General features: G+C 59.1%; 22 protein-coding genes and 2 pseudogenes. 14 read left to right on the forward strand and 10 right to left on the reverse strand.

Features of this window, described 5'->3' with window-relative positions; genetic code table 11:
* Positions 1–92 precede the first annotated feature (92 nt).
* Complete coding sequence (locus tag WGT02_RS27180; RefSeq protein ID WP_208247954.1) at positions 93–1,145, forward strand: adenylate/guanylate cyclase domain-containing protein; 1,053 nt, start codon at positions 93–95, stop codon at positions 1,143–1,145.
* 591 nt (positions 1,146–1,736) lie between these two features.
* On the opposite strand, the gene WGT02_RS27185 is transcribed toward WGT02_RS27180, so the two are convergent.
* Genes WGT02_RS27185 through WGT02_RS27205 form a run of 5 tightly spaced genes read right to left on the reverse strand, consistent with a single transcriptional unit; the run spans position 1,737 to position 7,396 of the window.
* A complete protein-coding gene (locus WGT02_RS27185) occupies positions 1,737–2,315 on the reverse strand; it encodes a sugar transferase (protein ID WP_024317390.1) in 579 nt (192 codons plus the stop codon).
* Positions 2,316–2,360: 45 nt separating this feature from the next.
* A complete protein-coding gene (locus WGT02_RS27190; RefSeq protein ID WP_208247562.1) occupies positions 2,361–3,272 on the reverse strand; it encodes an NAD-dependent epimerase/dehydratase family protein in 912 nt (303 codons plus the stop codon).
* 46 nt (positions 3,273–3,318) lie between these two features.
* Positions 3,319–5,244, reverse strand: a complete 1,926-nt coding sequence (locus WGT02_RS27195; protein ID WP_208247564.1) for a nucleoside-diphosphate sugar epimerase/dehydratase — start codon at positions 5,242–5,244, stop codon at positions 3,319–3,321.
* A 5-nt stretch (positions 5,245–5,249) separates the two neighbouring features.
* Positions 5,250–6,620: an O-antigen ligase gene (locus WGT02_RS27200; protein WP_208247565.1), complete on the reverse strand. Its 1,371-nt coding sequence runs from the start codon at positions 6,618–6,620 to the stop codon at positions 5,250–5,252.
* Entirely contained in the window at positions 6,617–7,396 is a 780-nt protein-coding gene (locus tag WGT02_RS27205; RefSeq protein WP_051166725.1) for a glycosyltransferase family 25 protein, read from the reverse strand. The genes WGT02_RS27200 and WGT02_RS27205 overlap by 4 nt, the downstream gene beginning before the upstream one ends.
* A 497-nt stretch (positions 7,397–7,893) precedes the next feature.
* Here WGT02_RS27205 and WGT02_RS27210 point away from each other — a divergent pair, with 497 nt between their 5' ends.
* The 3 genes from WGT02_RS27210 to WGT02_RS27220 all read left to right on the forward strand — a co-directional run bounded on the left by WGT02_RS27210 (position 7,894) and on the right by WGT02_RS27220 (position 10,262).
* Positions 7,894–8,667 (forward strand): DeoR/GlpR family DNA-binding transcription regulator, encoded by a 774-nt coding sequence (locus WGT02_RS27210; protein WP_208247955.1) that lies wholly within the window; start codon positions 7,894–7,896, stop codon positions 8,665–8,667.
* A gap of 52 nt (positions 8,668–8,719) precedes the next feature.
* Entirely contained in the window at positions 8,720–9,178 is a 459-nt protein-coding gene (locus WGT02_RS27215) for a YbaK/EbsC family protein (RefSeq protein WP_024317383.1), read from the forward strand.
* Between the two features lie 88 nt (positions 9,179–9,266).
* Positions 9,267–10,262, forward strand: coding sequence for a Tim44 domain-containing protein (locus WGT02_RS27220; protein WP_024317382.1), 996 nt, complete (start codon positions 9,267–9,269; stop codon positions 10,260–10,262).
* Between the two features lie 20 nt (positions 10,263–10,282).
* On the opposite strand, the gene WGT02_RS27225 is transcribed toward WGT02_RS27220, so the two are convergent.
* Positions 10,283–10,948, reverse strand: a complete 666-nt coding sequence (locus tag WGT02_RS27225) for a J domain-containing protein (protein ID WP_024317381.1) — start codon at positions 10,946–10,948, stop codon at positions 10,283–10,285.
* Positions 10,949–11,455: 507 nt separating this feature from the next.
* On the opposite strand from WGT02_RS27225, the gene panC reads away from it, so the two are divergent.
* Together panC and panB are read left to right on the forward strand one after the other, a co-directional pair.
* A complete protein-coding gene (panC, locus tag WGT02_RS27230) occupies positions 11,456–12,331 on the forward strand; it encodes a pantoate--beta-alanine ligase (RefSeq protein WP_024317219.1) in 876 nt (291 codons plus the stop codon).
* Positions 12,331–13,152, forward strand: a complete 822-nt coding sequence (gene panB / locus WGT02_RS27235) for a 3-methyl-2-oxobutanoate hydroxymethyltransferase (RefSeq protein ID WP_024317218.1) — start codon at positions 12,331–12,333, stop codon at positions 13,150–13,152. Before panC ends, panB begins: the two co-directional genes overlap by 1 nt.
* A 270-nt stretch (positions 13,153–13,422) precedes the next feature.
* On the opposite strand, the gene WGT02_RS27240 is transcribed toward panB, so the two are convergent.
* Both WGT02_RS27240 and WGT02_RS27245 read right to left on the reverse strand, forming a co-directional pair.
* Complete coding sequence (locus tag WGT02_RS27240) at positions 13,423–14,634, reverse strand: TIGR03862 family flavoprotein (RefSeq protein WP_024317217.1); 1,212 nt, start codon at positions 14,632–14,634, stop codon at positions 13,423–13,425.
* 209 nt (positions 14,635–14,843) lie between these two features.
* Entirely contained in the window at positions 14,844–15,044 is a 201-nt protein-coding gene (locus WGT02_RS27245; protein ID WP_024317216.1) for a DUF2735 domain-containing protein, read from the reverse strand.
* A gap of 484 nt (positions 15,045–15,528) precedes the next feature.
* Between WGT02_RS27245 and WGT02_RS27250 the strand changes: the two genes are divergently transcribed.
* Positions 15,529–16,569, forward strand: coding sequence for a glutamine synthetase beta-grasp domain-containing protein (locus WGT02_RS27250; RefSeq protein ID WP_024317215.1), 1,041 nt, complete (start codon positions 15,529–15,531; stop codon positions 16,567–16,569).
* Between the two features lie 38 nt (positions 16,570–16,607).
* On the opposite strand, the gene WGT02_RS27255 is transcribed toward WGT02_RS27250, so the two are convergent.
* A complete protein-coding gene (locus WGT02_RS27255; protein WP_157997407.1) occupies positions 16,608–16,763 on the reverse strand; it encodes a hypothetical protein in 156 nt (51 codons plus the stop codon).
* 46 nt (positions 16,764–16,809) lie between these two features.
* On the opposite strand from WGT02_RS27255, the gene WGT02_RS27260 reads away from it, so the two are divergent.
* The 5 genes from WGT02_RS27260 (at position 16,810) to WGT02_RS27280 (ending at position 21,363) form a co-directional block, all read left to right on the forward strand.
* A complete protein-coding gene (locus WGT02_RS27260) occupies positions 16,810–18,756 on the forward strand; it encodes a BTAD domain-containing putative transcriptional regulator (RefSeq protein ID WP_208247567.1) in 1,947 nt (648 codons plus the stop codon).
* Between the two features lie 125 nt (positions 18,757–18,881).
* Entirely contained in the window at positions 18,882–19,013 is a 132-nt protein-coding gene (locus WGT02_RS27265; RefSeq protein WP_258579725.1) for a hypothetical protein, read from the forward strand.
* A 12-nt stretch (positions 19,014–19,025) separates the two neighbouring features.
* Positions 19,026–20,285, forward strand: a complete 1,260-nt coding sequence (locus tag WGT02_RS27270) for a YcaO-like family protein (RefSeq protein ID WP_024317213.1) — start codon at positions 19,026–19,028, stop codon at positions 20,283–20,285.
* On the forward strand, positions 20,282–21,016 hold the full coding sequence (locus WGT02_RS27275) for a TfuA-like protein (RefSeq protein WP_208247569.1): 735 nt from the start codon (positions 20,282–20,284) through the stop codon (positions 21,014–21,016). The genes WGT02_RS27270 and WGT02_RS27275 overlap by 4 nt, the downstream gene beginning before the upstream one ends.
* Positions 21,017–21,093: 77 nt before the next feature.
* Positions 21,094–21,363, forward strand: a complete 270-nt coding sequence (locus tag WGT02_RS27280; RefSeq protein WP_024317212.1) for a hypothetical protein — start codon at positions 21,094–21,096, stop codon at positions 21,361–21,363.
* A 30-nt stretch (positions 21,364–21,393) separates the two neighbouring features.
* On the opposite strand, the gene WGT02_RS27285 is transcribed toward WGT02_RS27280, so the two are convergent.
* A complete protein-coding gene (locus tag WGT02_RS27285; protein ID WP_024317211.1) occupies positions 21,394–21,783 on the reverse strand; it encodes a helix-turn-helix domain-containing protein in 390 nt (129 codons plus the stop codon).
* A gap of 256 nt (positions 21,784–22,039) precedes the next feature.
* Between WGT02_RS27285 and WGT02_RS27290 the strand changes: the two are divergent.
* Both WGT02_RS27290 and WGT02_RS27295 read left to right on the forward strand, forming a co-directional pair.
* Positions 22,040–22,362: pseudogene (locus WGT02_RS27290) on the forward strand (biotin/lipoyl-binding protein); the annotation flags it as partial.
* Positions 22,363–22,517: 155 nt separating this feature from the next.
* Positions 22,518–22,987 (forward strand): annotated as a pseudogene (locus tag WGT02_RS27295) (ABC transporter ATP-binding protein/permease); the annotation flags it as partial.
* Positions 22,988–23,000 lie beyond the last annotated feature (13 nt).

The following is a 23,000-nucleotide window of genomic DNA, read 5'->3' on the forward strand; positions in this document are numbered from 1 at the left end:
GGCCGCTCTCCGGTTCGGGAGCGTGCCGGACCATGAGGCACGCTTGCTTGCAGCCTCTTTAATACTGGCCTGTGTCAGGCCCGTAACATCATCTGCCCCCCTCCCTTGCATGGCTGGTCGACGAAGCCGGCGCATCGCCGCATCCCGAGTGGTTCCTGGCCGAATTGGGCCGCAGGCTGCTGACAGACGGGTTGCCGCTGGCAGGCGGCGCCCTGACACTGGCGGCACCGCACCCCATCATCGCCCGCCGCACGTGGTTGTGGCGGGCCGAAACCGGAGCTGTGATCGAGGCTTTAAGCTTCACCGATGTTTCACACAATCAGGCCGGGCATGAATGGTTGGCTGGCCTTGGACCAGTCCAGGAGGATACGGTGGGCTCGGCAGCCGATAGCCCAGTTCTGGGGTGGGCTGGAACGCGGGCGTTTACTGCGGCCGAGGCCGGCAAACTGCACGAGGCGGCACGATTTGCGCTACCATCCCTGGTGGCGCTGGCGGCAAGGGCAGGGTTGGCCGCGCTGCTCGAGGCCTATCTTGGTCGACGAAGCGCCGCCAGGGTGCGGGCCGGTGCTCTGTCTCGCGGCACCGGCGAAACGATACGGGCGGCTTTGTTGTGCGCGGATCTGCGCGACTTCACGGCGCTCTCCGAGGCGACGGAACCTGCGGTGATGATCGCCACGCTCGACGCCTGGTTTGATCGCATCGCCGGTGCGGTCCACGCTTTCGGCGGTGAGGTGTTGAAGTTCATGGGCGATGGGGTACTGGCAATCTTCCCCGTCACGACTACGCCCGGCGAGGCATGCGAGGCGGCATTACGCGCGGTTGCCTCTGCCCGCGCCGGCATGGCCCATCTCGATACCGTGCGCCAAGACCAGGGGTTGCCGCCACTCCCCTTCGGTGTGGCACTCCATTTCGGGGAGATCCTCTGGGGCAATATCGGCGCCGCCGACCGATTGGATTTCACTGCGATCGGGCCGGCCGTCAATTTGGTCAGCCGGCTTGAAGGGCTATGCAAGCCTCTGGGGTTGACCGTGTTGCTTTCCGGCGCGGTCGCCGAAAAGACAACTGCCACGCTGGTTCCTGTGGGCCGCCACGGGTTGCGCGGGATTGCTGAACCCTGCGAGGTCTTCACGCTGCCCGGCGACTGAGACTGCCGCGACGATGGGCTGTAGCTACTTGCCTAGAACCAAACATCTGCGACCGTGCGCGCGTCCGGCGGCAGATCCTCGAAACTGTGGAGACCATCAAACCGCTGCAGCCGAACGTCAGCCACCTCAGCTGGTTCGGCCAGACGGAGGTTGACGGCGATTCTTGTCTCTCCGTTGCGACTTGGCCTCAACGCGCGCCAACTGACGAGGTTGCCGCAGCGACGACAGAAGTTGAAGGAAAGGCTCTGCGAGCCGCAAATATAAGCGGCGAGTGCGTCGGTTTCGTCTTCGACGTGAATTCCTTGGCCATCATAGTCATAGGCCCACAGCACGCCGTAGCGTCAGCAAACCGTGCAGTTACAGATCGTGGCATCTGGAATGGTGCCGCGAAACTCCCAGTGAACGGCCCCGCAATGACAGGAGCCGCGGGTAATTTTGGGGACGGCGCGATATGCTTCGTCTGTGGTCATGCAAATCCTCCCCGACGATTGCCGGTCATTCTAACGCAGATGAACCAAGGCGTGTATAGCGACGCACGCCCCGGCCGTGCTGCTCGGTCCGTCTGACGTTTTCAGGTTGCCCAGCCAGCTCCTACTTCGCGGCCGCATCTCCTGTTCCCCGCCCGGCCAAAGTGCTGATCACGAGGACAATGTCCTGCCAAAAACCTGCTTTTTGAATGTAGCGGGCGTCGGCTTCAGCGAGCGCCTCGGGCGTCGACATGTCAATTCCTTGAAGCTGAGCCAGTCCCGTTATGCCAGGCCTCACGGAAAATACGTTGCGCTTGCGTCGCGCAGCGATGACGTCTTGCTGCGTGGGCAGACACGGGCGAGGGCCAACGAAGCTCATCTCTCCGCGCAAAACGTTGATGAGCTGAGGGAGTTCGTCGAGTTTGTATGCCCGCAGTTTTCGGCCGAGCGGTGTGATCCAGGATAAAGCTGCATCATGAGAGCCGACACTGGGAGAACCTGCCGCCATCGTGCGAAATTTGATGCAAACAAACGGTACTTCGGCCCGGCCGACCCGCTCCTGAAGAAACAGCGCGCCGCCAGGGGATGATCGACGCACGAGGACCATGAGGATAACCAGGACCGGCGCGAGAACGAGAAGTCCGAGACACGCAGCGCAGATATCAAACAGTCGCTTCAAAGATCGGTTAAAGCCGTTCAGCATCGAAAGATTCAAGTTCCTGTAATCAAATGTTGACGCCAAAAGCTCTCAAAGTGAGCGCTTCAAGCCGTTTCGCATATCAAAAGGCGGATTCCAGTCCAATAGCCTGCGCGTATGCGATATGTCCACTTCCAGCCAATCGGTAAGGCGGCTTACGAGCTCTCCTTTGCCCATTGCCCGGCCAAGAATACGCAGAACGGCGCAAGGACAGGGAATCAATCGCGCCGGGCGCCCCATGGCAGCTGCCAGCCGCCGCAGCAGCTCGGGCGTCGAGACGGCCTCGTCATCGCCTGCCAGCAGTATCTGGCCAGGCGCGGCGGGATGAAATACTGCCGTCACGATGAGATCGGTAAGATTTTCGACGTAGACCATGGACCTTCGATTGTCGATCGAAGCCAGGGGCAGCGGAATTCCGCTCCGAACGAGCTGCGTGAGAGCGCGGAAGCTGCCCGAAGCGCCGCGCCCGTAGACCAGCGGCGGGCGAATGATGACGATCTCCATGCCAGTTGTCTTGGACAATGCGATCAGAGCTCGTTCTGCTTCAAATTTTGACACGGCATACTCAGTCGTCGGATGAGGAAGTTCATGCGGCGTGAATGGACGCCCCCTGACCGATCGTTCGCCGTTCACCTTAATCGTGCTGATAAATATGAACCGCTTGACCCCATAGGCGGCCGCCTGCCGAGCAAGGTTGATTGTCCCTTCGGTGTTCACCGTTCGGAAAACTGCAGGTCCTGAGTTTGATCCATCGATGACATTTTGATTTGCCGCCGCAAGATGAATGACGGCTTCAATGCCAACCAAAGCAGCTTTCCAATCCGTCCCACCGTCGATATTGCCAACGGCAAAACATCCCGCTTGAGCGGAGCGGCCGGCCGCCCTGAATGCAAAGTCGCGGATGCGAAGTGCGTGCTGAAGATCCTGACCGACAAAACCTGTCGCGCCGGTAACGAGTATCATACTCAGCTCCCAACAGACGGCAGCACGGACGCCGTGACACACGCCGTCACTGGGTCGCTCCCTGCCGAATGGAGACGAGGTCAACCACGCCGTCGAATGGGCGATAGTCTCTCACAAGCTCGCTCAGAATGCGGCGCAGCCCCTCGACATCTCCCTCGTCGGCGGCCGAGCTCAATTGCCGAAGTTTCGGCGTCAGTATCTCCCACTCGATAAACCGCTCCCGCGCACGCATGATTTTGGGATGTTCAGTGGGCTCGGGATTGTCGCCGATCAGCAGTTCTTCGTAGAGCTTTTCTCCCGGCCGCAGGCCGGTAGTAACAATACTGATATCTCCCGACGGATTTCGTTCGTCTTCGATGGTCAAACCGGATAGCTCCACCATGCGTCGGGCAAGATCGATAATTTTGACCGGCTCGCCCATGTCGAGGACGAAGACATCGCCTCCTTTGGCCATGGACCCGGCCTGAATGACGAGCTCGGTCGCCTCCGGCACCGTCATAAAGAAGCGTGTGATTTCGGGATGCGTTAACGTGATAGGGCCGCCCTGGCGAATTTGCTGGCGAAACAAGGGAACGACCGAACCGGAAGATCCCAATACGTTGCCAAACCGCACCATCGTGAGAACGGTCGAGGCACCTTCGGCCGCCAATCCTTGAAGCGCCATTTCCGCGAGCCGTTTGGTGGCACCCATGACGTTGGTTGGCCTGACGGCCTTGTCCGTACTGATCAGTATGAACCTTTCTGCGCCGGTATCGATCGCTGCTCGCGCGACCGCAACAGTGCCAAAGATGTTCGTTTTGACCCCTTCGACCGGGTTCTTTTCGACCAGCGGTACATGCTTGTAGGCTGCCGCATGATAGACGGTGTTTGGTCGCCAGGTCTCCATAATCTTCTGGATTCGAAGCTCGTCGCAAACGTTTGCAAGCAGCGGCACAATCTGGAGCCCGGCGTCCGGGTTGTTGCCGGTAAGTTCATTCTCCAAGGCATAGAGCCCATATTCATTTTGGTCGAGGATCAGCAATGCAGCCGGCTTCAGCCGAGCCAGTCCGCGGCAGAGCTCGCTGCCGATTGATCCGGCCGCGCCTGTCACGAGCACGACCCGTCCACGGATGTTGCGTTCCAAGAGCGCTTGATCCGGCTGAACCGGTGTGCGACCCAGCAGATCCTCAATATCCAGTTCCTGCAGATCGGTGAACTCCGCCTGGCCGCCGGCAAGGGCGTTCAGGTCGGGGACAGTGCGAACTGCAACGCGCGCGCCCCTGAGTTGCTCCAGAATTTCGTTCCGACGCGGCCGATCAATTTTAGGAAGCGCCAAGAGGATCGTGCGGACGTTCAGCCGCGTGCTCAATTCAACGATTTTTTCCGGATCGTAAACCGCAACGCCGCCAATGAGGCTTCCATGCAAGCTTTTGTCATCGTCGAGATAGCCGACGACCTTGAAATCGGCACTGCCGCTCAGCGCGCCGGCGACCTGCCTGCCGCCGGATCCAGCACCATAGATGAGCATGTTCGTCTGCGTGTTCTGCCGCAGTATCCGCTTGTAGGCCTCACTGAGGAAATATCTTGCCATAAAGCGGTTTAGGCCGATCGCCAGCAGCAACAACAACGGCTGCATAATGCCGATCGTGCGGGGAATTCCCGGAAAGCTGATGGCAGTAAAAACGGCCATGAACGCAAGGCCGTAAATCGTTATGGCTTTGATCACCGTGATGAACGCTGACCAGCCGAGAAAGCGGAAGATCGCCCGGTAAAGACCCATTGTGATGAAGATCGGCAGGGCAATCACAAGGGAGACTGGAATTGTTACGAGCTGCATACCCGAAAGCGTCACCCAGTCATTCAAGCGAAAGCAGAAGGCCAGCCAGATCGTCAGAATGCAAAGGCACGAATCAACCAGCACCGCCAACGCCCGTTTGGTCGGTCTCGGCAGATCAAGAATGCTTTGAACATATCTGTCGGAAACCGCCCGCATCGGCCCTATCCCTGCAGGTGAGCTGGGATTGCGTCGGACGGTTCGCCGGTAGGTAGAGCGACGGTACCGCGTTGGGCAATCGAGCCGGCACGCAGCCTTATCGAACAGGCAAAGCAGGTGGCCGCAAATAGCAGGGCGTAGGATTCGCCAAGGGCAAGCCGGTTATTCGAATTGCTGAGGATCGTGAAGGCAAAGTAGACCGCGAACGTCAGGTAGCAAGCAAAAGCGCTCTTGCTGATCACGCCGGCCGCCGAAGCCCGATAAACACGATAGATGGCCGAGATAACGATCAGCGCCAATATGGCGAGACCGGTAAAGCCATATCGGACCAGGATCTCAAGATAGCCATTGTGCATCAGCGTGTAAGTCACACCGCGATAAGGCGTTGTTTGCCAGATGGTGAGCCACGAATTGCCGCTGCCGAAGGCCGGTGCCGCGGATATGACATCGATTGCGTTGGCCCACAGCTGCAACCGCTCATCGAGTGACTGTGGCGTCTCCGACGAGGCGATTGCGTCCTGCATGACGCGTTCCAACGAAACGCCGCTATCCAGCCGTTCGACGATCATCACAACTGAATTGAACGTGGCAGCCCCGAAGTGTGCCACGTTGTCACGAACCTCGTAGACGCCCCACGATAAAAGCAAAAGGCCGCTGATGGCGGCGACGAGCACAGTCTTTCGCCTGAGGTAGAAAAGCGTCGCGGCAGTCATCAGGCCAAGCGCTGGCAGTAGTGCCAACCAGACGCCCTTCGACTTGGCGCCATAAATATTGAAAATCGCCAGGCCGATCACGGTCACGGCGATCGCTGAGACAACGGCCTTGGTGCGCGCTGCGGCCCCAATCTCCCACTGGTGCAATGCCCAGTAAAAGGCGCCGATGAAGATAAAGCCGCATCCGACGGCTGCATGAATCGAATTATGATGGAAGGCAGGGGAAATCCGCTCGCCTGCCACGATCGCCGAAAACGGCGTCGAGACGATGAACAGGACAAGCGCACTGCAGAAGAAAGCCAGCAAAATCGGCTTGATCAGATTCCAGCTCGTATGCAGCGCCAGGCCCATCGCAGGAAAAAAGATCGCAAAAGCGTAGAGCCATTCGGATGCGCCTCTTTCACCGTCGACGATCAATCCGAAGAGAAATCGCGACAAAGCCAAGGCACCCCAGGCGACACATAAGATCGCCAACCAGTCGGTCAACGACGCCCGCAGAGGGACCTTGCGAAGCATAAGGGACAAGCCCATGAGCAGGATGGCGGCGTATCGATAGAAATCGCTTTCGATCAACGTCACTGACATCATACCCAGCCATAAGATGGCGATGACGACGTGAAGGGCTGCCGACTTCACCTGACTGTTAGATGTAGGCATTGTCATGATAGTGCATACCGTATTCGGCGGGCATACTCGACTAAGCGAAGAAAGTGCGTTCCGATTTTACGAACGCCTCGCAACTTCACGGCGCGGTATTGGGCCCTGTTGGCAATTTGGCTCACAGCTGAGCGTTCGGATAGTTCGACGATATTTTGCCGGACGGTAAAGATGTTAACGCCCGTCTTCCATCCGCGCTCAAGGGTCATGTCGTAAGGAAATTCGATATTGTTGGCGCTTTCAAGCAGCTTGCGGGCGCCTTCGCGCGTGACCAGATAGCAAGCTGCGGACCCTTGCGGACCGTGCAGACAGCGCCCAATGGAATCGCCATACTCCGAGATGGCCACCGTTCGGCACCACTTGGACCTGTGATTGAGCAACTTTACCACCTCTGCGGAAGGCACTGCTTTTAAGATCGCGGCTGCCCTCAGCGTGAAATCCTGACGCAATTCCACGTCGTCTTCCATAATGATGGCGTTTTCAAAGTTGCTTGAGAGAAAAGCTTCCAGCGCCCTCATGTGAGCACGGTAGCAGCCATATTCGCCAGGCAGCATCTGCCGGCCATTCCGGCGCAAGAACTCTTTTTCGTTGAACCCGGATCTTTGCGCTGCGGGGATCGCGCTCCCATCGACACCGGGGATTCGGTCGATCTGCATGCCAGCCAATGTCGCCTGCGACGATACTTCTGACCATCGCTTTGCCGAGCTGTCCAGATTGATCACGTACGCGCCGATCAGACGTTGCAAACGCTTCTTTCCTGTTGCTGTGTTCAATTTGAGCATCTGATCCGCGTCATTTGTGGCACTCTTTTGGCCCTTGCGCGCCCAGGAGATGATAGGACCCGCAAGTAGAGGGCCGCTTTCGACGGCTTGAATAGATAATATTTCTGCCCATTCCTATCTACAACAGCTTCTGCGTGTGTGTCCACAATTGTAACGGCGACAATTGCGTGAAGCACAGCAAGGGCGCCAGGGTTTGGAACTCCTGCTGTGGCAAGCTCAAGCGCAATGCAGCGCAATGTCTCCTATCGTCGTACTCGCGCATCTTTGCAACCCCGATGTGGATCGCATGGGCAAATTCCAAGCAATTTCGCGGTTTGGCTCCCCAGATTTTGCTTGCACGGGCCGGGTGGTGGCCGCGCATCACGACGGAAGCTGCAGTGCAGACGAGATCGAAAGTCTGTCGCTGTCTGTGCTGCCAATCGCTCTTGCGCCCGCTGGCGCCTCTGTTAAGCATTCTCATGTTTGGAAACGAAACGTAAATGAAAGAGGCCGAACCCATGTTCCTGAGCGAACGCCAAACCGAAATAGTTGGCATGGCCAAGTCGAACGGCCGCGTTTTCGTCGAGGAACTCGCGACCCATTTCTCTGTCACCCCGCAAACGATCCGCAAGGATCTGAACGACCTTTGCGATGCACAGATTCTCACGCGCGTTCATGGCGGCGCGACGTTTCCAAGCGGCACCGAGAATGTAAAGTATGAGGCCAGACGACAGATCGCCGCGACCGAAAAGCAGGCGATCGGCGTCGCGGCGGCTGGCCTTATTCCGAACAATGCCTCGCTTTTCATCAATATTGGCACGACGACGGAGGCTGTCGGTGAGGCGCTGATGAACCATCACGAGCTGATGGTGATTACCAACAATATCAACGTTGCCAATAGACTGCGGCTGCTTCCGACCATCGAGGTTGTCATAGCCGGCGGTGTGGTGCGTGGTTCGGATGGCGGCATTGTGGGCGAGGCGGCCGTTGATTTCATCAGGCAGTTCAAGGTGGACTATGCCGTGATCGGCGCGTCCGCTATCGACGAGGACGGCGCGCTGCTTGACTATGACTTTCGCGAAGTGAAGGTGGCGCAAGCAATTATCGCCAACGCGCGGCATGTCATCCTTGTGGCCGATTCGACAAAATTCGAGCGGACTGCCCCGGTGCGCATCGCGCAGCTTCCTCAAGTGCACACCTTCATCACCGATCGATGCATTACGCCTTCGATCCGTCGTCTCTGTCAGGAAAACAGCGTGAAGTTGATCGAGACGGGGTCAGCGCCTGCATAGTCACTGATAATTTGGGGTTCATTTGATCGGAACCCTGCGCTAGCCTTTGGCCATGAGTCTAGAAACCGTTCGCGCGTTTTTCAGCGCCCATGCTCCCGATATCGAGATTGTCGAAACCGTAAAAAGTTCCTCGACGGTGGCATTGGCTGCGCAGGCGCATGGCGTCGATCCCGCCCAGATCGCCAAGACGATCTGCCTGCGTGTCGGTGAGGAAACCATGTTGGTCGTTGCCGGCGGTCTGGCGCGGCTCGACAACAGGAAGTTCAAGGAGACCTTCGGAGGCAAGGGCCGGATGCTTGGGCCCGAGGAGGTTGTGGAGGTTACAAGCCATCCTGTTGGTGGTGTCTGCCCCTTCGGATTGCCAAGGATTTTGCCGATCTACTGTGATGTTTCGCTGCGGCGATTTGATGAAGTGGTGCCGGCTGCCGGTTCCGCCAACTCGGCCGTGCGCATATCGACCGCGCGCCTGGCGGAACTGACAGGGGCGACCTGGGTCGACGTGTGCCAATAAAGATCGGCGCGCCTCAAGCTTCAAACCGGCAAAGCAGTCCCTATATAAGCTCCTGACATGCACTGGTTGTCATGACAGGAGAGATTGGATGCCTCGTGCCGTTTCGCGTTTTGCCAAGATTGCGGCAATTGCCGTTTTGACAGGCGCTAGCGTATTTGCCTCGATCGGCGAGGCCGATGCGCGCCGTGCGGGCAGCTCCGGGTTCGGCAGCCGTGGCACGCGGACTTTCCAGGCGCCGCCCGTCACGAGCACCGCGCCTTCGCCGGCCGCCCCTATTGAGCGTTCGATGACGCCTCGCTCGCAAACCAACGCGCCGTACGCTGGTCAGCAGCCTCTCGGTACGCAAAGGCCCGGCCTGTTCAATGGTTTTGGAAGGTCGATGATCGGCGGCCTGATTGCCGGCGGACTGCTTGGGATGTTGCTCGGCCACGGTTTTGGCGGCGGCTTCGGATTCCTCGGCATGCTGTTGCAGATCGCCCTGATTGCGATTGCGATTTCCTTTGCCATGCGCTTCTTTGCCAATCGACGTCAACCGGCTTATGGCGGTCAAAGCCACGGGGGAGCCAGCAACATGGCCCCGAGCCGCAACGCGTCGTTTCAGATTCCCTCGATCGGGTCGGCGGCAGGTTTTGGGCAGCAGCAGGCAAACACAAAGCCGAACGACGAGGTCGGCCTGGGCAAGCGCGATCTCGACCGCTTCGAGGAACTGCTGACCGCGGTGCAGACCGCCTACGGGGCCGAAGACTATGGCACATTGCGTCGCCTGACGACGCCCGAAGCCATGTCCTATCTTGCCGAGGAACTCGGGGAGAATGCGACGAACGGCGTCCGCAACGACGTGTCGAACGTCAAGCTGCTGCAGGGCGATATTGCCGAAGCCTGGCGGGAAGATGGGGCGGACTACGCAACCCTCGCCATGCGCTATTCCTCAATCGACGCTCTCGTCGAGCGGGCGAACGGCAAACTCGTCAGCGGCGATAACAGTCGGCCGACGGAAACGACGGAAGTCTGGACATTCGTGCGCAGGGGCGCAGACGAGTGGAAGCTTGCCGCGATCCAAGGCACCGACCAGCGCGCCGCGTAACCCCACGCGGCGAATGCCTTTCAACCCTCTTGAGCCGCGGGGACGACCCAAAGCGGGCGATCGTCCCGCTTGTTGCGCAGGGCCGGCGCTGACTGATCCTCGACGGCGAGGCCTTCTTCGCCTTCGTGAACGTCGACTTCATAGGTATAATCGTAGAGCATTTCGCATGCGCGCTCGTTGGCTTTGATCTTCGCCTCGGTTTCGCCGATCGCCGCCGAAATTGCCTTGATACGGGCACGCAACATGGAGCCGAGGATATCGGTCGCCGGCCGCTTTTCCAGCCGCTCCAGGTGATGCTCGATGCGTGAGGCGTGACGCTCGAGTTCGCGCTTGCTGAAACGCGCCTTGCGCATTTCCTCCGAAAGGTCGGAGCGCATGCGGGCCAGCGGATCAAACGTACCTGGCTCGCGCTCATCCAAGGTGAGCTGATTGACGAGCTTTTCGATCACCATAAGGGCCTGCAAGTCAATCGGATCGGCGAGCTCGACATCATAGCCCGTGTCATCAAACACCTTTCTGCGGACTGGATCCAACAGAAGCTCGTAGGCCTTCTGGACACGGCTGAACGCATCCGGGTCACCGCCGGAGTCTGGATGCGTCGTCTTCGCGCGACGCCGATACGCGGCCTTCACCTGGTCGTCGGTTGCATCTCGCCGGACGCCGAGAATCTCATAAGGATTGGTCACCATCCCTCCGTCGCTGTTCGGACATTGCCGTGACACCCGTGAAGGGCATTCCGTCCATCGAGGCTTTCTTCTACCATCACTGGGGCGGAGTTTGGACAAAAAGAATAAACAAAGTCGCACGAACGAAGGGCGGACTGAGCCAGGCATTTTGATAGGAAGGTCCGAGATGTCAAAAAGCTTGAACTGCCCGCAATTGCATCAGATTAGCGCGACCATCGCCGCAATGCCTCGTCCGGGAGGTCACGCCGCCACAACGGATCGGGCATCCGATGCGCCGTTGCAGATCATCAGCAATGTCGCCGATTCGCATGAAAGAGTGATGGAGTGCGCCAGCTCGACGGCTAGCTGAGGGGCCAGTGCCGAAATAGGAAGAATAACACATGCCCAGCCAGCTGCTTAATCGTTATAATGACGCAGTTGCGTTGACGCTTTTCGTCAAATCGCGTTCTATCCGCCACCATTTGTCCGGCCTGCGCTCAGGCTTCGGGGAATTCGGAGGAGGTTTTTATGCGCACGATCCGCACGATCGCAGAATTGCGTGATCAGCTTGACACCTATCGGCGTAACGGCAAGACGATCGGCTTTGTGCCGACCATGGGATTCCTGCATGTCGGTCACATGGAGTTGGTCGCTTGCGCGCGCGCCGAAAACGAAGTGAGCGTTGTATCGATCTTCGTTAACCCGCTGCAGTTCGGCGCCAACGAAGACCTGACCCAATATCCGCGCGATCTGGCCCGTGACAGCGCAATGCTCGAGGCTGCCGGCGTCGATGTCCTGTTTGCACCTGACGCCGGCGAAATGTATCCACGACCGATGCTGACGCTCGTCGATGTCCCAACGCTCGGAAACCAGCTGGAAGGGGAGGTCCGGCCAGGACATTTCGCGGGTGTGGCGACCGTCGTCACGAAACTTTTCAACCTCGTGCAGCCCGATCGCGCCTATTTTGGCGAGAAGGACTATCAGCAGGTGGCGCTGATCAAGCGGATGACCGAGGATCTCGCTCAGCCGGTTGGCATCGTTGCCGTGCCGACTGTGCGCGAAGCCGACGGGCTTGCTTGCTCGTCACGCAATGTCTACCTCAGCGCGCGCGAACGGGCCGCGGCCGTTGTCGTTCCAAATGCCCTGGCAGAAGCCGAGCGGCTTTATGCGAAGGGCTGCGATAGCCCCGAGGAATTGGAGGCCGCCTTGAGGCAGTTCATCGCGGCAGAGCCGCTTGCCACACCCGAAGTGGTCGCCGTACGCCATCCTGAAACCCTTGAGAGCTTGTCCTCGCTGCAATCGGGGTCTGCGCTTGTTGCACTTTTTGTGCGCATCGGCACCACGCGGCTTCTCGACAACAGGGTCATCGGGACCAAATCGATCAAGAATTCGAGGGCGGCATAGTGAGCACCCATAGCAAGCAGAAGCGGCTAACGACGGCCTCGATCCGCGCGATGAAGGGCAAGGACCGCGTCGTCTGCCTGACGGCCTACACGACGCCGATCGCCCGCCTGCTCGATCCCCACTGCGACCTTCTCCTTGTCGGCGATTCGCTCGGCATGGTGCTTTACGGCATGGAAACGACAGTTGGCGTGACCCTCGACATGATGGTTGCCCACGGCCGTGCCGTCATGCGCGGCGCGTCGCATGCCTGCGTCATCGTTGATCTCCCTTTCGGCAGTTATCAGGAATCAAAGGAACAGGCGTTTCGCAGCGCCGTGCGGCTGATGCAGGAGACCGGCTGTGATGGCGTCAAGCTGGAGGGCGGGGAGGAAATGGCGGCGACGATCGCCTTCCTGACTGCAAGAGGGGTTCCAGTTTTCGCTCACGTTGGGCTTATGCCGCAGCTTGTCAACACGGCCGGTGGCTTTCGCTCGCTCGGACACTCAGATGAGGAGGCGGCAAAGATTCGGCGCGACGCTCTGGCGGTCGCCGAGGCCGGTGCCTTCGCGGTTGTTGTCGAGGGAACTGTCGAACCCGTTGCCCGCGACATCACTGCTTCGCTTGGCGTGCCAACCATCGGCATTGGCGCGTCGCCTGCCTGCGACGGGCAGGTGCTGGTATCGGACGACATGCTCGGTCTTTTCAACGATTTCATGCCGCGTTTCGTCAAACGCTTTGCTAATCTTGGCCCGCTCGTCTCTCAAGCCGCTGAGGCCTACGCCGAGGAGGTCCGAACTGGGAAATTTCCAGCCAAGGAGCATACGTTTCAACCGAAGCGGTAGGGCTCTCGCCTCAGGTCGGATTGTAGCGACGAGCACGGTCCGCCCTTGTGGGCGGGGAAGCTATGGCCGTTGATCATGACCACGTCGATGTCACTGGCAAGCCGCGACGCTTCAGAAGCAGACGCCGGCCTTCAATCTCCAGTCTTGCCATGTCATCGATGGCAAGGGCAGTGCCCGGCGATGGCCCACTATCTTCAGGGTGTCTCAGCGCCTGCCGGAGGTCATGTAAGCGAGAACGCGGCCCTTGGCCCGCAGCCAATGTCGGACAATTTAGCCCCTGCTGAGCCAGGCCCCGATCCCAAGGGCGGCGGCCCGCCCGCTGGCGAAGCATGCCGTCAACAGATAGCCACCGGTGGGGGCTTCCCAATCGATCATCTCACCGGCGACGAAGAGGCCGGGCAGCGCCTTCAGCATGTAGTTCCGATCAATTTCATCCCATTTGACGCCGCCTGCCGAGGAAATCGCCTCGTCGATCGGGCGGGGTCGTTGAACGGGGATCGGCAGCGACTTGATCAGACCGGCCAGTTGACGAGGATCGCCAAGGTTTACGGCACCTGCGAGCTCGCGTAGAAGAGCCGCCTTCACACCGTCGATCCCGGCAGCCTTTCGAAGCCGGTTTGACAAACTAGCTTTCGGATCTTGCCTTCCAAGCGCACGGGCGATGCGATCCTGTGCGCGTCCAGGCGTCAAGTCGACGTCAAGGGTTGTGGTTTGCCCGGCCGCCAAGCTCTTTCTCAACGCGGCAGCGTGAGCGTAGACGAGGCTGCCTTCGATGCCATGCCGGGTGACGACGAATTCTCCTGGAATGGTGCCCGCCGTCGAGGTCGCCGCGACCGATTTGACCGGCTCACCGGAAAACTGCTGCCGCAGATAGTCGCTCCAATCGACATCGAAGCCGCAATTGGCGGGCTGAAAGTCATCGACTGCGATGCCTTTCGCTCGGAGCCAAGGCAGCCAGCCGGCATCGGAGCCGAGCCGCGGCCAGCTCTTCCCGCCAAGCGCCAGCAGGGCTGCGTCCGGCTGGATCACATTTGCACCCTCGGGCGTTGCGATCACGTAGCCCTCGTCCGAAAATCCCAGCCAGCGATGCCGGGTCAGGATCCGAACGCCCTGTGCCTCAAGTCTTCGCAGCCAGGCGCGAAGAAGCGGTGACGCTTTCATCGCCGTCGGAAACACCCGCCCCGAAGATCCCACGAACGTTTCGGCACCGAGTCCTGCCGCCCAGGCCCTAACCGCGGACGGCTCGAAGCCATCCAGTGCGTCGCGAAGGCGGGCGTTCGACGCGCCGAAGCGTGATGCGAAGCCGTCGTAATCCTCGGAATGGGTAATGTTCAGCCCGGACTTGCCGGCAAGGAGAAATTTCCGTGCAACCGTCGGCATGGCTTCATAGACGGTGACCGTGTGCCCGAGCGATGACAGGCTTTCGGCGGCAGTCAGGCCTGCCGGGCCGCCGCCGAGGATCGCGATTTGCTTCTTGACCATCAAAAATCGCCCAGGATCGATATCGAAGGTCTCTCATGGCCCGCCAAAGCGCCATGTGCAAGAGTATCGTCGCGGGGATCGACCTCCCGCGCTCGGGTTCTCAGGTGCTATGTGCAGATTGTTCCCGGCGCCCACTCTCAAGGAAGACAAGGCGTCGAGCCTGGAATTTATCTGCCGTCACCATGGCGACGGCACGATCAGAGGGAAGATCAATCCACGATGCGAGGCGTGAACTTCGGCTGTGCAGGATCTGCGGCTTCTTTGATCGCCTCGTCGTGATACCAGCAACTATCGTAGACGGACGGGATGATATCCCGTTCAATATCAACCGCCGGGCGACGCTCTGTCGCAGCGAAGCGCTTCGGAAAGGCGTAAATCTTTGCCGTCTCGTGATGCACACCAATGGCCATACCATGCCTCCTTGTTCATCCCACGCCAAAGGACGTTGCCATGACTATAGCAGCTTTGCACAGGAATTGCGCGATCTGATTGAAAAAAATGCAATATTTGTCGCAATTATGGGCACGCAATTCTGCTGTCGTTTGAATCAGAATCTCACGGAGCATAAAATATCATCATCTGCACAAATAAGAATCAGTTGAGTGGACTTGCGAAAAAATGTTGCGAGCCTTGGTCGGCTCTCGCTGGCGCGTGGGAAGACTCGCGCGCGACAAATTCCTCCGGTGACTAACTGATTGAGTCTACAGTCAGTTCCGCGCTCCGCAATTGACGCCGGCCAGACCCGCCCTCAGGCTCGATCGGACGATCCCAAATTACCCGTGATAAACTGGCACGCAACGTGCATATGATTTGGCATCCCTTCGCGGTCCGGTCGCCTCAACGGTCGGGTTCGCTTGAGGATTTGCTCACGATTTATGTTTGAGAGAATCGCAAATGACAAAGTATAAGCTCGAGTACATCTGGCTCGATGGGTACACCCCGGTACCAAATCTCCGCGGCAAGACGCAGATCAAGGAATTCGATGCTTTTCCAACGCTCGAGCAGCTCCCGCTCTGGGGCTTCGATGGTTCATCGACGATGCAGGCAGAAGGCCGCAGCTCCGACTGCGTGCTGAAGCCCGTCGCGATTTATCCGGATCCGGCGCGCACGAACGGTGTTCTCGTGATGTGCGAAGTCATGATGCCGGATGGCATCACCCCGCATTCGTCCAACAGCCGCGCCACCATCCTCGACGACGAGGACGCCTGGTTCGGCTTCGAGCAGGAATACTTCTTTTACGAGAACGGTCGTCCGCTCGGCTTCCCCGAAAGCGGCTACCCGGCTCCGCAGGGCCCGTACTACACCGGCGTCGGCTACTCGAACGTCGGCTCGATCGCCCGCGAGATCGTTGAAGAGCACCTCGACCTGTGCCTCGCAGCCGGCATCAATCATGAAGGCATCAACGCCGAAGTGGCCAAGGGCCAATGGGAGTTCCAGATTTTCGGCAAAGGCTCCAAGCGCGCTGCCGACCAGATCTGGATGGCTCGCTACCTGCTGCAGCGCCTCACGGAAAAGTACGGCATCGACATCGAGTATCACTGCAAGCCGCTCGGCGATACCGACTGGAACGGTTCGGGCATGCATTGCAACTTCTCGACCAAGTTCATGCGCGAAGTCGGCGGCAAGGCTTATTTCGAAGCTCTGATGGCGCAGTTCGACAAGAACCTGATGGACCACATCAGCGTTTACGGCCCGGACAACGACAAGCGCCTGACCGGCAAGCATGAAACGGCTCCGTGGAACAAGTTCTCCTACGGTGTTGCCGATCGTGGTGCCTCGATCCGCGTTCCGCACTCCTTTATCAAGAACGACTATCGCGGTTACCTGGAAGATCGTCGCCCGAATTCCCAAGGTTGCCCCTACCAGATCGCTTCGCAGGTGCTAAAGACGATCTCGGAAGTTCCGACCGCCGGTTTTGCTTCGGCCGCTGCCTAGGTTACCAATTCTGCGTTGCATGTGATGGCGCCGAGCGACTATCGGCGCCATTTTTTGATATTGTCGGTCTGATTGACGCTGATATTTCGGCCGAAACAGCCTTCGCGTTGGCATGCGTTCGCCGAGTCATCCACCAAAATCAGCCAGTGGTTGAAAACTTCAACCGGACAAGCATAATCCTTTTGCGTTGTCATTGTTTGGTCCTATACTCGTTGCGGATCCTCCAATCGCGAGTTGCCCGTGACAGGGAAACAGAGCCATATCCTGCGCCTACTCGGAACGCCCGCGCTTTTCGCAGGGGAGCGTGAGATTGCGTTGCCGGAGAAAGCCTATGCGCTGCTCGCCTTCCTGGTGACCGCGCCCCAATATTCCATGGACCGCGAAATCCTGCGCGCCATCCTTTGGCAATCGGACCAATCCAAACAGCGGGCCGGGAGCTTGCGCCAGCTGCTGGCTCGTATCGATCGCAGCGTTCCGGAGGGCATGCCGCGCCTCATCAAGGCGACCAAGACCCATGTCGCGTTCAACGACGAGGGGTGGGAGGCTGACGTCCTCGCCTTGAGCAATACCGCTGCGCCGTTGCCACGTCCTGCATGGGATTTGCTTCGCGGGGATCTTGTCGAGGGGTTCAAAGCGCCGACGATTGAAGCCGAAGAGCGCGTCGGCGTGGAACGACAGCGCGTCGCTGAGCGCCGCGAAGCACATATCGTTGCGCTGCTCGAAACGCCGGAGAAGCGCACGTCTGGCGATATCCTCTTCCTCGCAGGGTTGCTCATTGAGGCCGATCCTGCAAACGAGGTCGCTTGCAGGGCGCTGATGAAAAGGCACGTCGAGGCCGGAGATCTTGGGGCAGCGCGCCAGGCGTATTTGCGCTGCCGCAGTGAGCTGAAGAGCGACTACGGTGCGGAACCCGATGCGGTGACGCAGGCACTCGCTCACGAACTCGGCATCATTGCACCCGCCATGCTGGCTAATTCCCCCATTGCCGTATCAGGCAACGCGTCCAACGACCCGGTCGGGCAGCCCCGCGTCCTCATTCTGCCGCCGGATACGATCTTGTCGGATCCGGTGCTGCAGCGCGTGGGACGAGCCTTGCTGGAAGAGGTGACGATCGGCCTGAGCCAGCAGCGCGGCTTCAAGGTCATTGCTGCCCATACGAGTCTGGAAATCGTCAATCGCACTCTTGCAGGCGCCATTGCGGCACCAACGCCACCTGAACTGCGGTTTGACTATACTGTATACGTCACGATCCATGGTCGCGAGGAAGACATTTATTCGACCTGCCGATTGACCAAGACCTCGACCGCCGAGGTGCTGTGGGCGATCGACCTTCCTCTCGCCATGCAGAAGGTCAATCAGTCCTTCGGTCAGCTTGCGCGGCGTATCGTGATGACACTCGCCGATACGATCGAGCGCCGCGAGCTGCTGGATATGACGCACGACGTCAACCCGTCGGCCTATCGGCTATACCTTGAAGGAAAGCGTCTCGTTTCGAAGACTGATCTTCAGCATCTGCGCCAGGCGCGCAAATGGTTCAAATCAGCGCTTGCACGCCACGACAAATTCTCCTCCGCGCACGCGGGAATGGCACGTGTGCTGGGCATGGAATGGCTGGTGCGCGGAATGAAGGACACGCAATTGCTGGAGGACGCCGATCACTCGGCCTGGCTTGCGCGCGACAGCGACCCGAACAGCGGTCGGGCGATGCGCGAGTTGGGCTTCGTGGCCCTTTACCGTCGCCGCTTCAGCGACAGCCTCGATTTCTTTGCCGAAGCACAGATGCTCAACCCGAATGACGCCGACATCCTCGCCGATCATGCGGATGCGCTGCTGCATGACGGACAGAGTGAACGGGCACTGGAGTTGAGTTTGGCGGCACTCAAGCTCAATCCGCTGCCGCCGGATTACTACTATTGGAATCTCGGTGGCATTCATTTCGTCCAGGAAAATTACGCCAAGGCGATCGAGGTCCTGGATCGCGTCAAGGATCGTCCCGCAACCTCGCGTTTGTTGGCCGCGGCTCATGCAAAGAACGGCGATCTTAGAACCGCGTCGCGCTATGCCGCCATCGTCCTCGAGAATTTCCCGGATTTCCGCACCGACGATGTCTGGCAATTCGTGCCCGATCGCAATCCGGACGACACCCGTCAGCTGATTGACGGCCTTCGCATGGCCGGATTGTCCTGAAGCGTCACAACTTCAGCGTTTTCACCTCCTTCTTAGCGCGAATCTCGGTCACGCCGAAATAACGCCCGCCGAGGCATCTTCAGCTGTCCGCAGCTCAATGCTGCTTCCAGCAAGGAGATGACACAATGACGACGGTTCACATCAAGCCAGTTGCAGTCCGCCTTTCGGCCGCCGCTCAGGCCGTCCTGAAGCAGGAGGCCGTGCAACTCGACACGAACGCCACGGCAAACATCGTTCACGCCCTGAAGTTCCGTTGAGGGTTCATGCGAATGTCTGTTCAGACCGCACTCGAGCGCCTGGCGCAAGATCTCAGTCTCTCATCGGCCGGTATCAACAGCTACCACGACCGCTCGCTGGCGCCTGGACAGACATTCGCGGCCATCAAGCCGCATTTCAAGGAACTTGGCATTACCCGGGTGGGGCTGCTCACCGCACTTGACCTTCTTGAGATCCCCGTAGCCTTTGCCACGCGACCCAACAGCTACACGCTTTCCGTCTTCCAGGGTAAGGGCATCGACGAAGAGGCGGCAATGACCTCGGCGGCGATGGAGGCCGTTGAGACACGCGTTGCGGAAAACCAGCCGAGCGACCTTGTGATTGCCACTCTGGCCGGAATGAGGGCTGAGGATGCGCCGATGATCGACCTCGATTCGGTGGCGCGTTGCGTTCCTTCCGAGATCGGTTCCGAGCCTATTGCCTGGGGCGAGGGCCTGGACATCATCTCCAACCGTCCAGTCTTCGTACCCTGGCCGCTCGTCGGCCTCGACCATCGGGGCGTTCGGCCATCCGGTTTCGAGCAGTCGAGCGATGGCCTCGCATCGGGAAACCGGCCGGCAGAAGCCGTGCTTCACGGCCTTTGCGAATTGGTCGAACGCGACGCCTTTGCGCTGACGCAGTTGCGCCCATACGAGCAACTGCGCGGCGCGCGCATTGATCCGACTGCATTCGGCGACCCCGTGCTCGATATCATTGTCGATCGCATCGAGCGTGCCGGAATGCGTCTGCTGCTCCTCGACATGACGACCGATATTGGCGTTCCGAGCTTTCTGGCCGTTATCATTCCGGGCAATCTCGGGGACCGTGTGGATGCGCGTTGGACCCATGTTTGTGGCGGATGTGGATGCCATCCTGATCCTGTTCGCGCAGCGCTGCGCGCAATCACCGAGGCAGCGCAGAGCCGCTTGACAGCAATTGCCGGCAGTCGTGACGACTTTTCGCCGCGTCTTTACCAGAGGCTCGACGACGGCGGTCCGATGCAGGAGCTCATCAATCTCTGCGATGAAACGCCAGCCGCTCCCACATTCTCGTTCGAACCTTCGCCGCGCACCATTCAGGAAAACATCTCGCAAATTCTCGATCGCCTAACGTCGAGAGGTATCGATCAGGTGGTGGCCGTACCGCTTCCCCATCCGCGCCTGCCGGTCTCGGTCGTCCGCATGATCGTGCCCGGTCTCGAGGTGGATGTCAGCGGCGAATACATCCAACTCGGGTTGCGCGCCGTCAACGCCATGCAGGGAGCAATGCAATGAAGGTTATCTTCGCAGGGCCGAGCTTCGGCGCCGACATTCGCACGCTTGGCGCGAAAAACCCGTCGATCCATTTTCGCGGGCCGGCTGCACGCGGTGACATATTGCAAGCCGTACAGGACGGTGCGCACGCGATCGGGATTGTTGATGGCTACTTCGGGGAAGTGCCTTCGGTATGGCATAAGGAAATCCTCTACGCATTGCAGCACAATGTCGTTGTCGTCGGCGGCGCCAGCATGGGTGCGCTTCGCGCGGCCGAATGCGCGGCGTTCGGCATGGTCGGCCTTGGCTCGATCTACGAGGACTATGCGCAAGGTCGCCTGATCGACGATGAAGCCGTGGCGCTCGTGCATGCACCCGAAGAGCTCGGCTGGCTGCCGCTCTCGATCCCCTGGGTGGATTTTCAGCCGACGATCGATGACCTGTACCGGACGGGTGCGGTCTCGCTTGCCGAACACAAGATGCTGTTACTTGCCGGCCGCTTCCTCCACTTTTCAGAGCGCACCTATCCCAAGGTCATCGAAGGCTGCGCTTTTTCCGAGGACGGCCGGGCCAAGGAGATCCTGCGGATCGTTCGATCGCGAAAGATCGAGCGCAAGCGTCAGGATGCCGAACTCGTGTTGCAATATCTGCAGGACGTGGAGTTTGCCGCTCAGGAGCGTGACTGGGGCTTCGCCGCGACGTCTCACTTTGAGCATTTGCGGGCGGAAGTCACGAGGCTGTCACGCCTGTAACGCCCGAGTAACGCTGGACCTGAATGATGGGATCTCGTTGAAGCCCAGAAGGCTCATCAGCAAAGAAGGCGGTGGCAATGAACATTCTAACGAGGGACGAGGGAACGGGTAGCGAGTACGCCAGAATCTTCCGGTTGCTCTCGGCCGCAAAGGATGAAGCCCAAAAGCTCAAGCTGCATAATCTGACGCACTTGACCAATATGGCTCTTCTTCAGGTCGTCATTGATTGGGACGGCATCGACCCCGAGCGGGAACTCGATGTCAATCTCGAAAAGCTGATCGGCACCAAGACGCAGGTCGCGATGAAAGATGCCAGCGAGAACCTGGTGCTTCTCGATTGCCACTGACGATCATGCCGGGGCGTTCGGACCGTGCTGTTACTCGGCGTCGTCCAGTTGCTCCATGCCGGCAATTGCCTGCACGAGCTTTACGATCTTCTTGCGAACCGCCTCGTTCTTGATCGACAGGAAGGCGGCGTTGAGCAGAACGCCATCGCGCGAAACAACGAATTCGTCGCTGGGCGTCGGATTGTCATTCGCCGTGCTGACGTCCTCGAAGAAAGTTCGGACGTCCACATCGAGAGCACCGGCGATTTCGACCAGCATGCTCGCCGAGACGCGGTTGGCACCTTTTTCGTATTTTTGAATCTGCTGGAAGGTGACGCCAACCCTATCGCCAAGTTCGGTCTGCGATACTTTACGCATCAGACGCTTTATGCGGATCGTCTTCCCGACGTGAATATCAACTGCATGGGGTCCATCTTTCATGGCTCTCTCCTTCCAACGCCGGTTGTTGCGCGACTATTATGCCAGCAATCAACCTAACGGAGATAATTGATCGGATCAATTGTGTTGATTCGTTTTTTATCGCCTACAGAGCGCCTGGGCTCAACGTATTGAAGATTCGACCATCCGTCTGAATGGCGATTGTTTGCATCGTCAAATCGCTGTTATGGTTGAAAGCAACCATAGATCGTGGTCGGCCATTCGCTTCAAGTTGAGCGGTTCTGATGTCGACGAAGAGCTGGCTTTTGCTTGCGTTACTCTCCATTGTCGCGGTCGAGGGTATTACGCTTGGCTGAAATTCTCCGATAACCGTCTCCCTGATGGCATTGCCGGCGGCAATGGGCGCATTGAGGCCACCAGATCGATATCTCGACAAAGACTGCCGGCCGCATTCCAGACATTCTCGTCAACGAGGGCGATTTCGTTGAGGCGGGGCAGGTGCTCGCCCGAACGGATACCGAGCAGCTTGAAGCGCGCCTCCGCCATGCGGCCGCGCAGTTGCACCGGGCTGTCATTGGCGTCGATACCGCAAACAGCCTCGTCAAAGAGCACGAAGCTGAGCATGCCCCGCTGCCGTTGCGCTGGAGGAAGCGTTCGTAGCCTTTCTCGAAGATGCGATAGGTACGAAGGACGAGGCACCCGCAAGCTTTGCCGTGCCTGCAGCCTCGGTTCGTCGGTTGGCGGCGGCCCGGGGATACGGCTTTCGCCGGCTTTTCGACACGCGCCGGATGTTTGCCTATACGAGGCAAGAGGCGCTCGAGCTACAGCGCGATCCCATCTGCGCCACGCTTGCCATTGTCGGCAGCGTCATCTTGATGTTCGTCATCGGCTACCACATCAATATGGAGGTTGAGAACCTCTCGTTCGCCGTGCTTGACCGCGATGACACCACGATCTGCCAAGACTAAGTCCAGCTTTCCGGATCCCGGTACTTTGACGAGAAGCCGCCGATTGTCGACTACGACGACTTGGACCGACGCATGCGATCGGGCGAACTCAGCCTTGTGATCGAAATTCCGGGCAGGGCGTCGAGGTCTGTGCATGGATCGACGGAGCGATGCCGAGACGCACCGAGACCATCGGGGGGTATGTCCAGGCAATGCATGCCGACTGGCTGGGACGCAAGGCACGTCAGCTCTATGGGACAACCGATACCGGCAATTTCCAGCTCGAGATCCGGTACCGCCGTCATAACACTC

Origin of the sequence: Rhizobium sp. T1470 (assembly GCF_042140505.1) — a bacterium.
In the GTDB taxonomy this organism is placed as follows: Bacteria; Pseudomonadota; Alphaproteobacteria; order Rhizobiales; family Rhizobiaceae; genus Rhizobium; species Rhizobium favelukesii.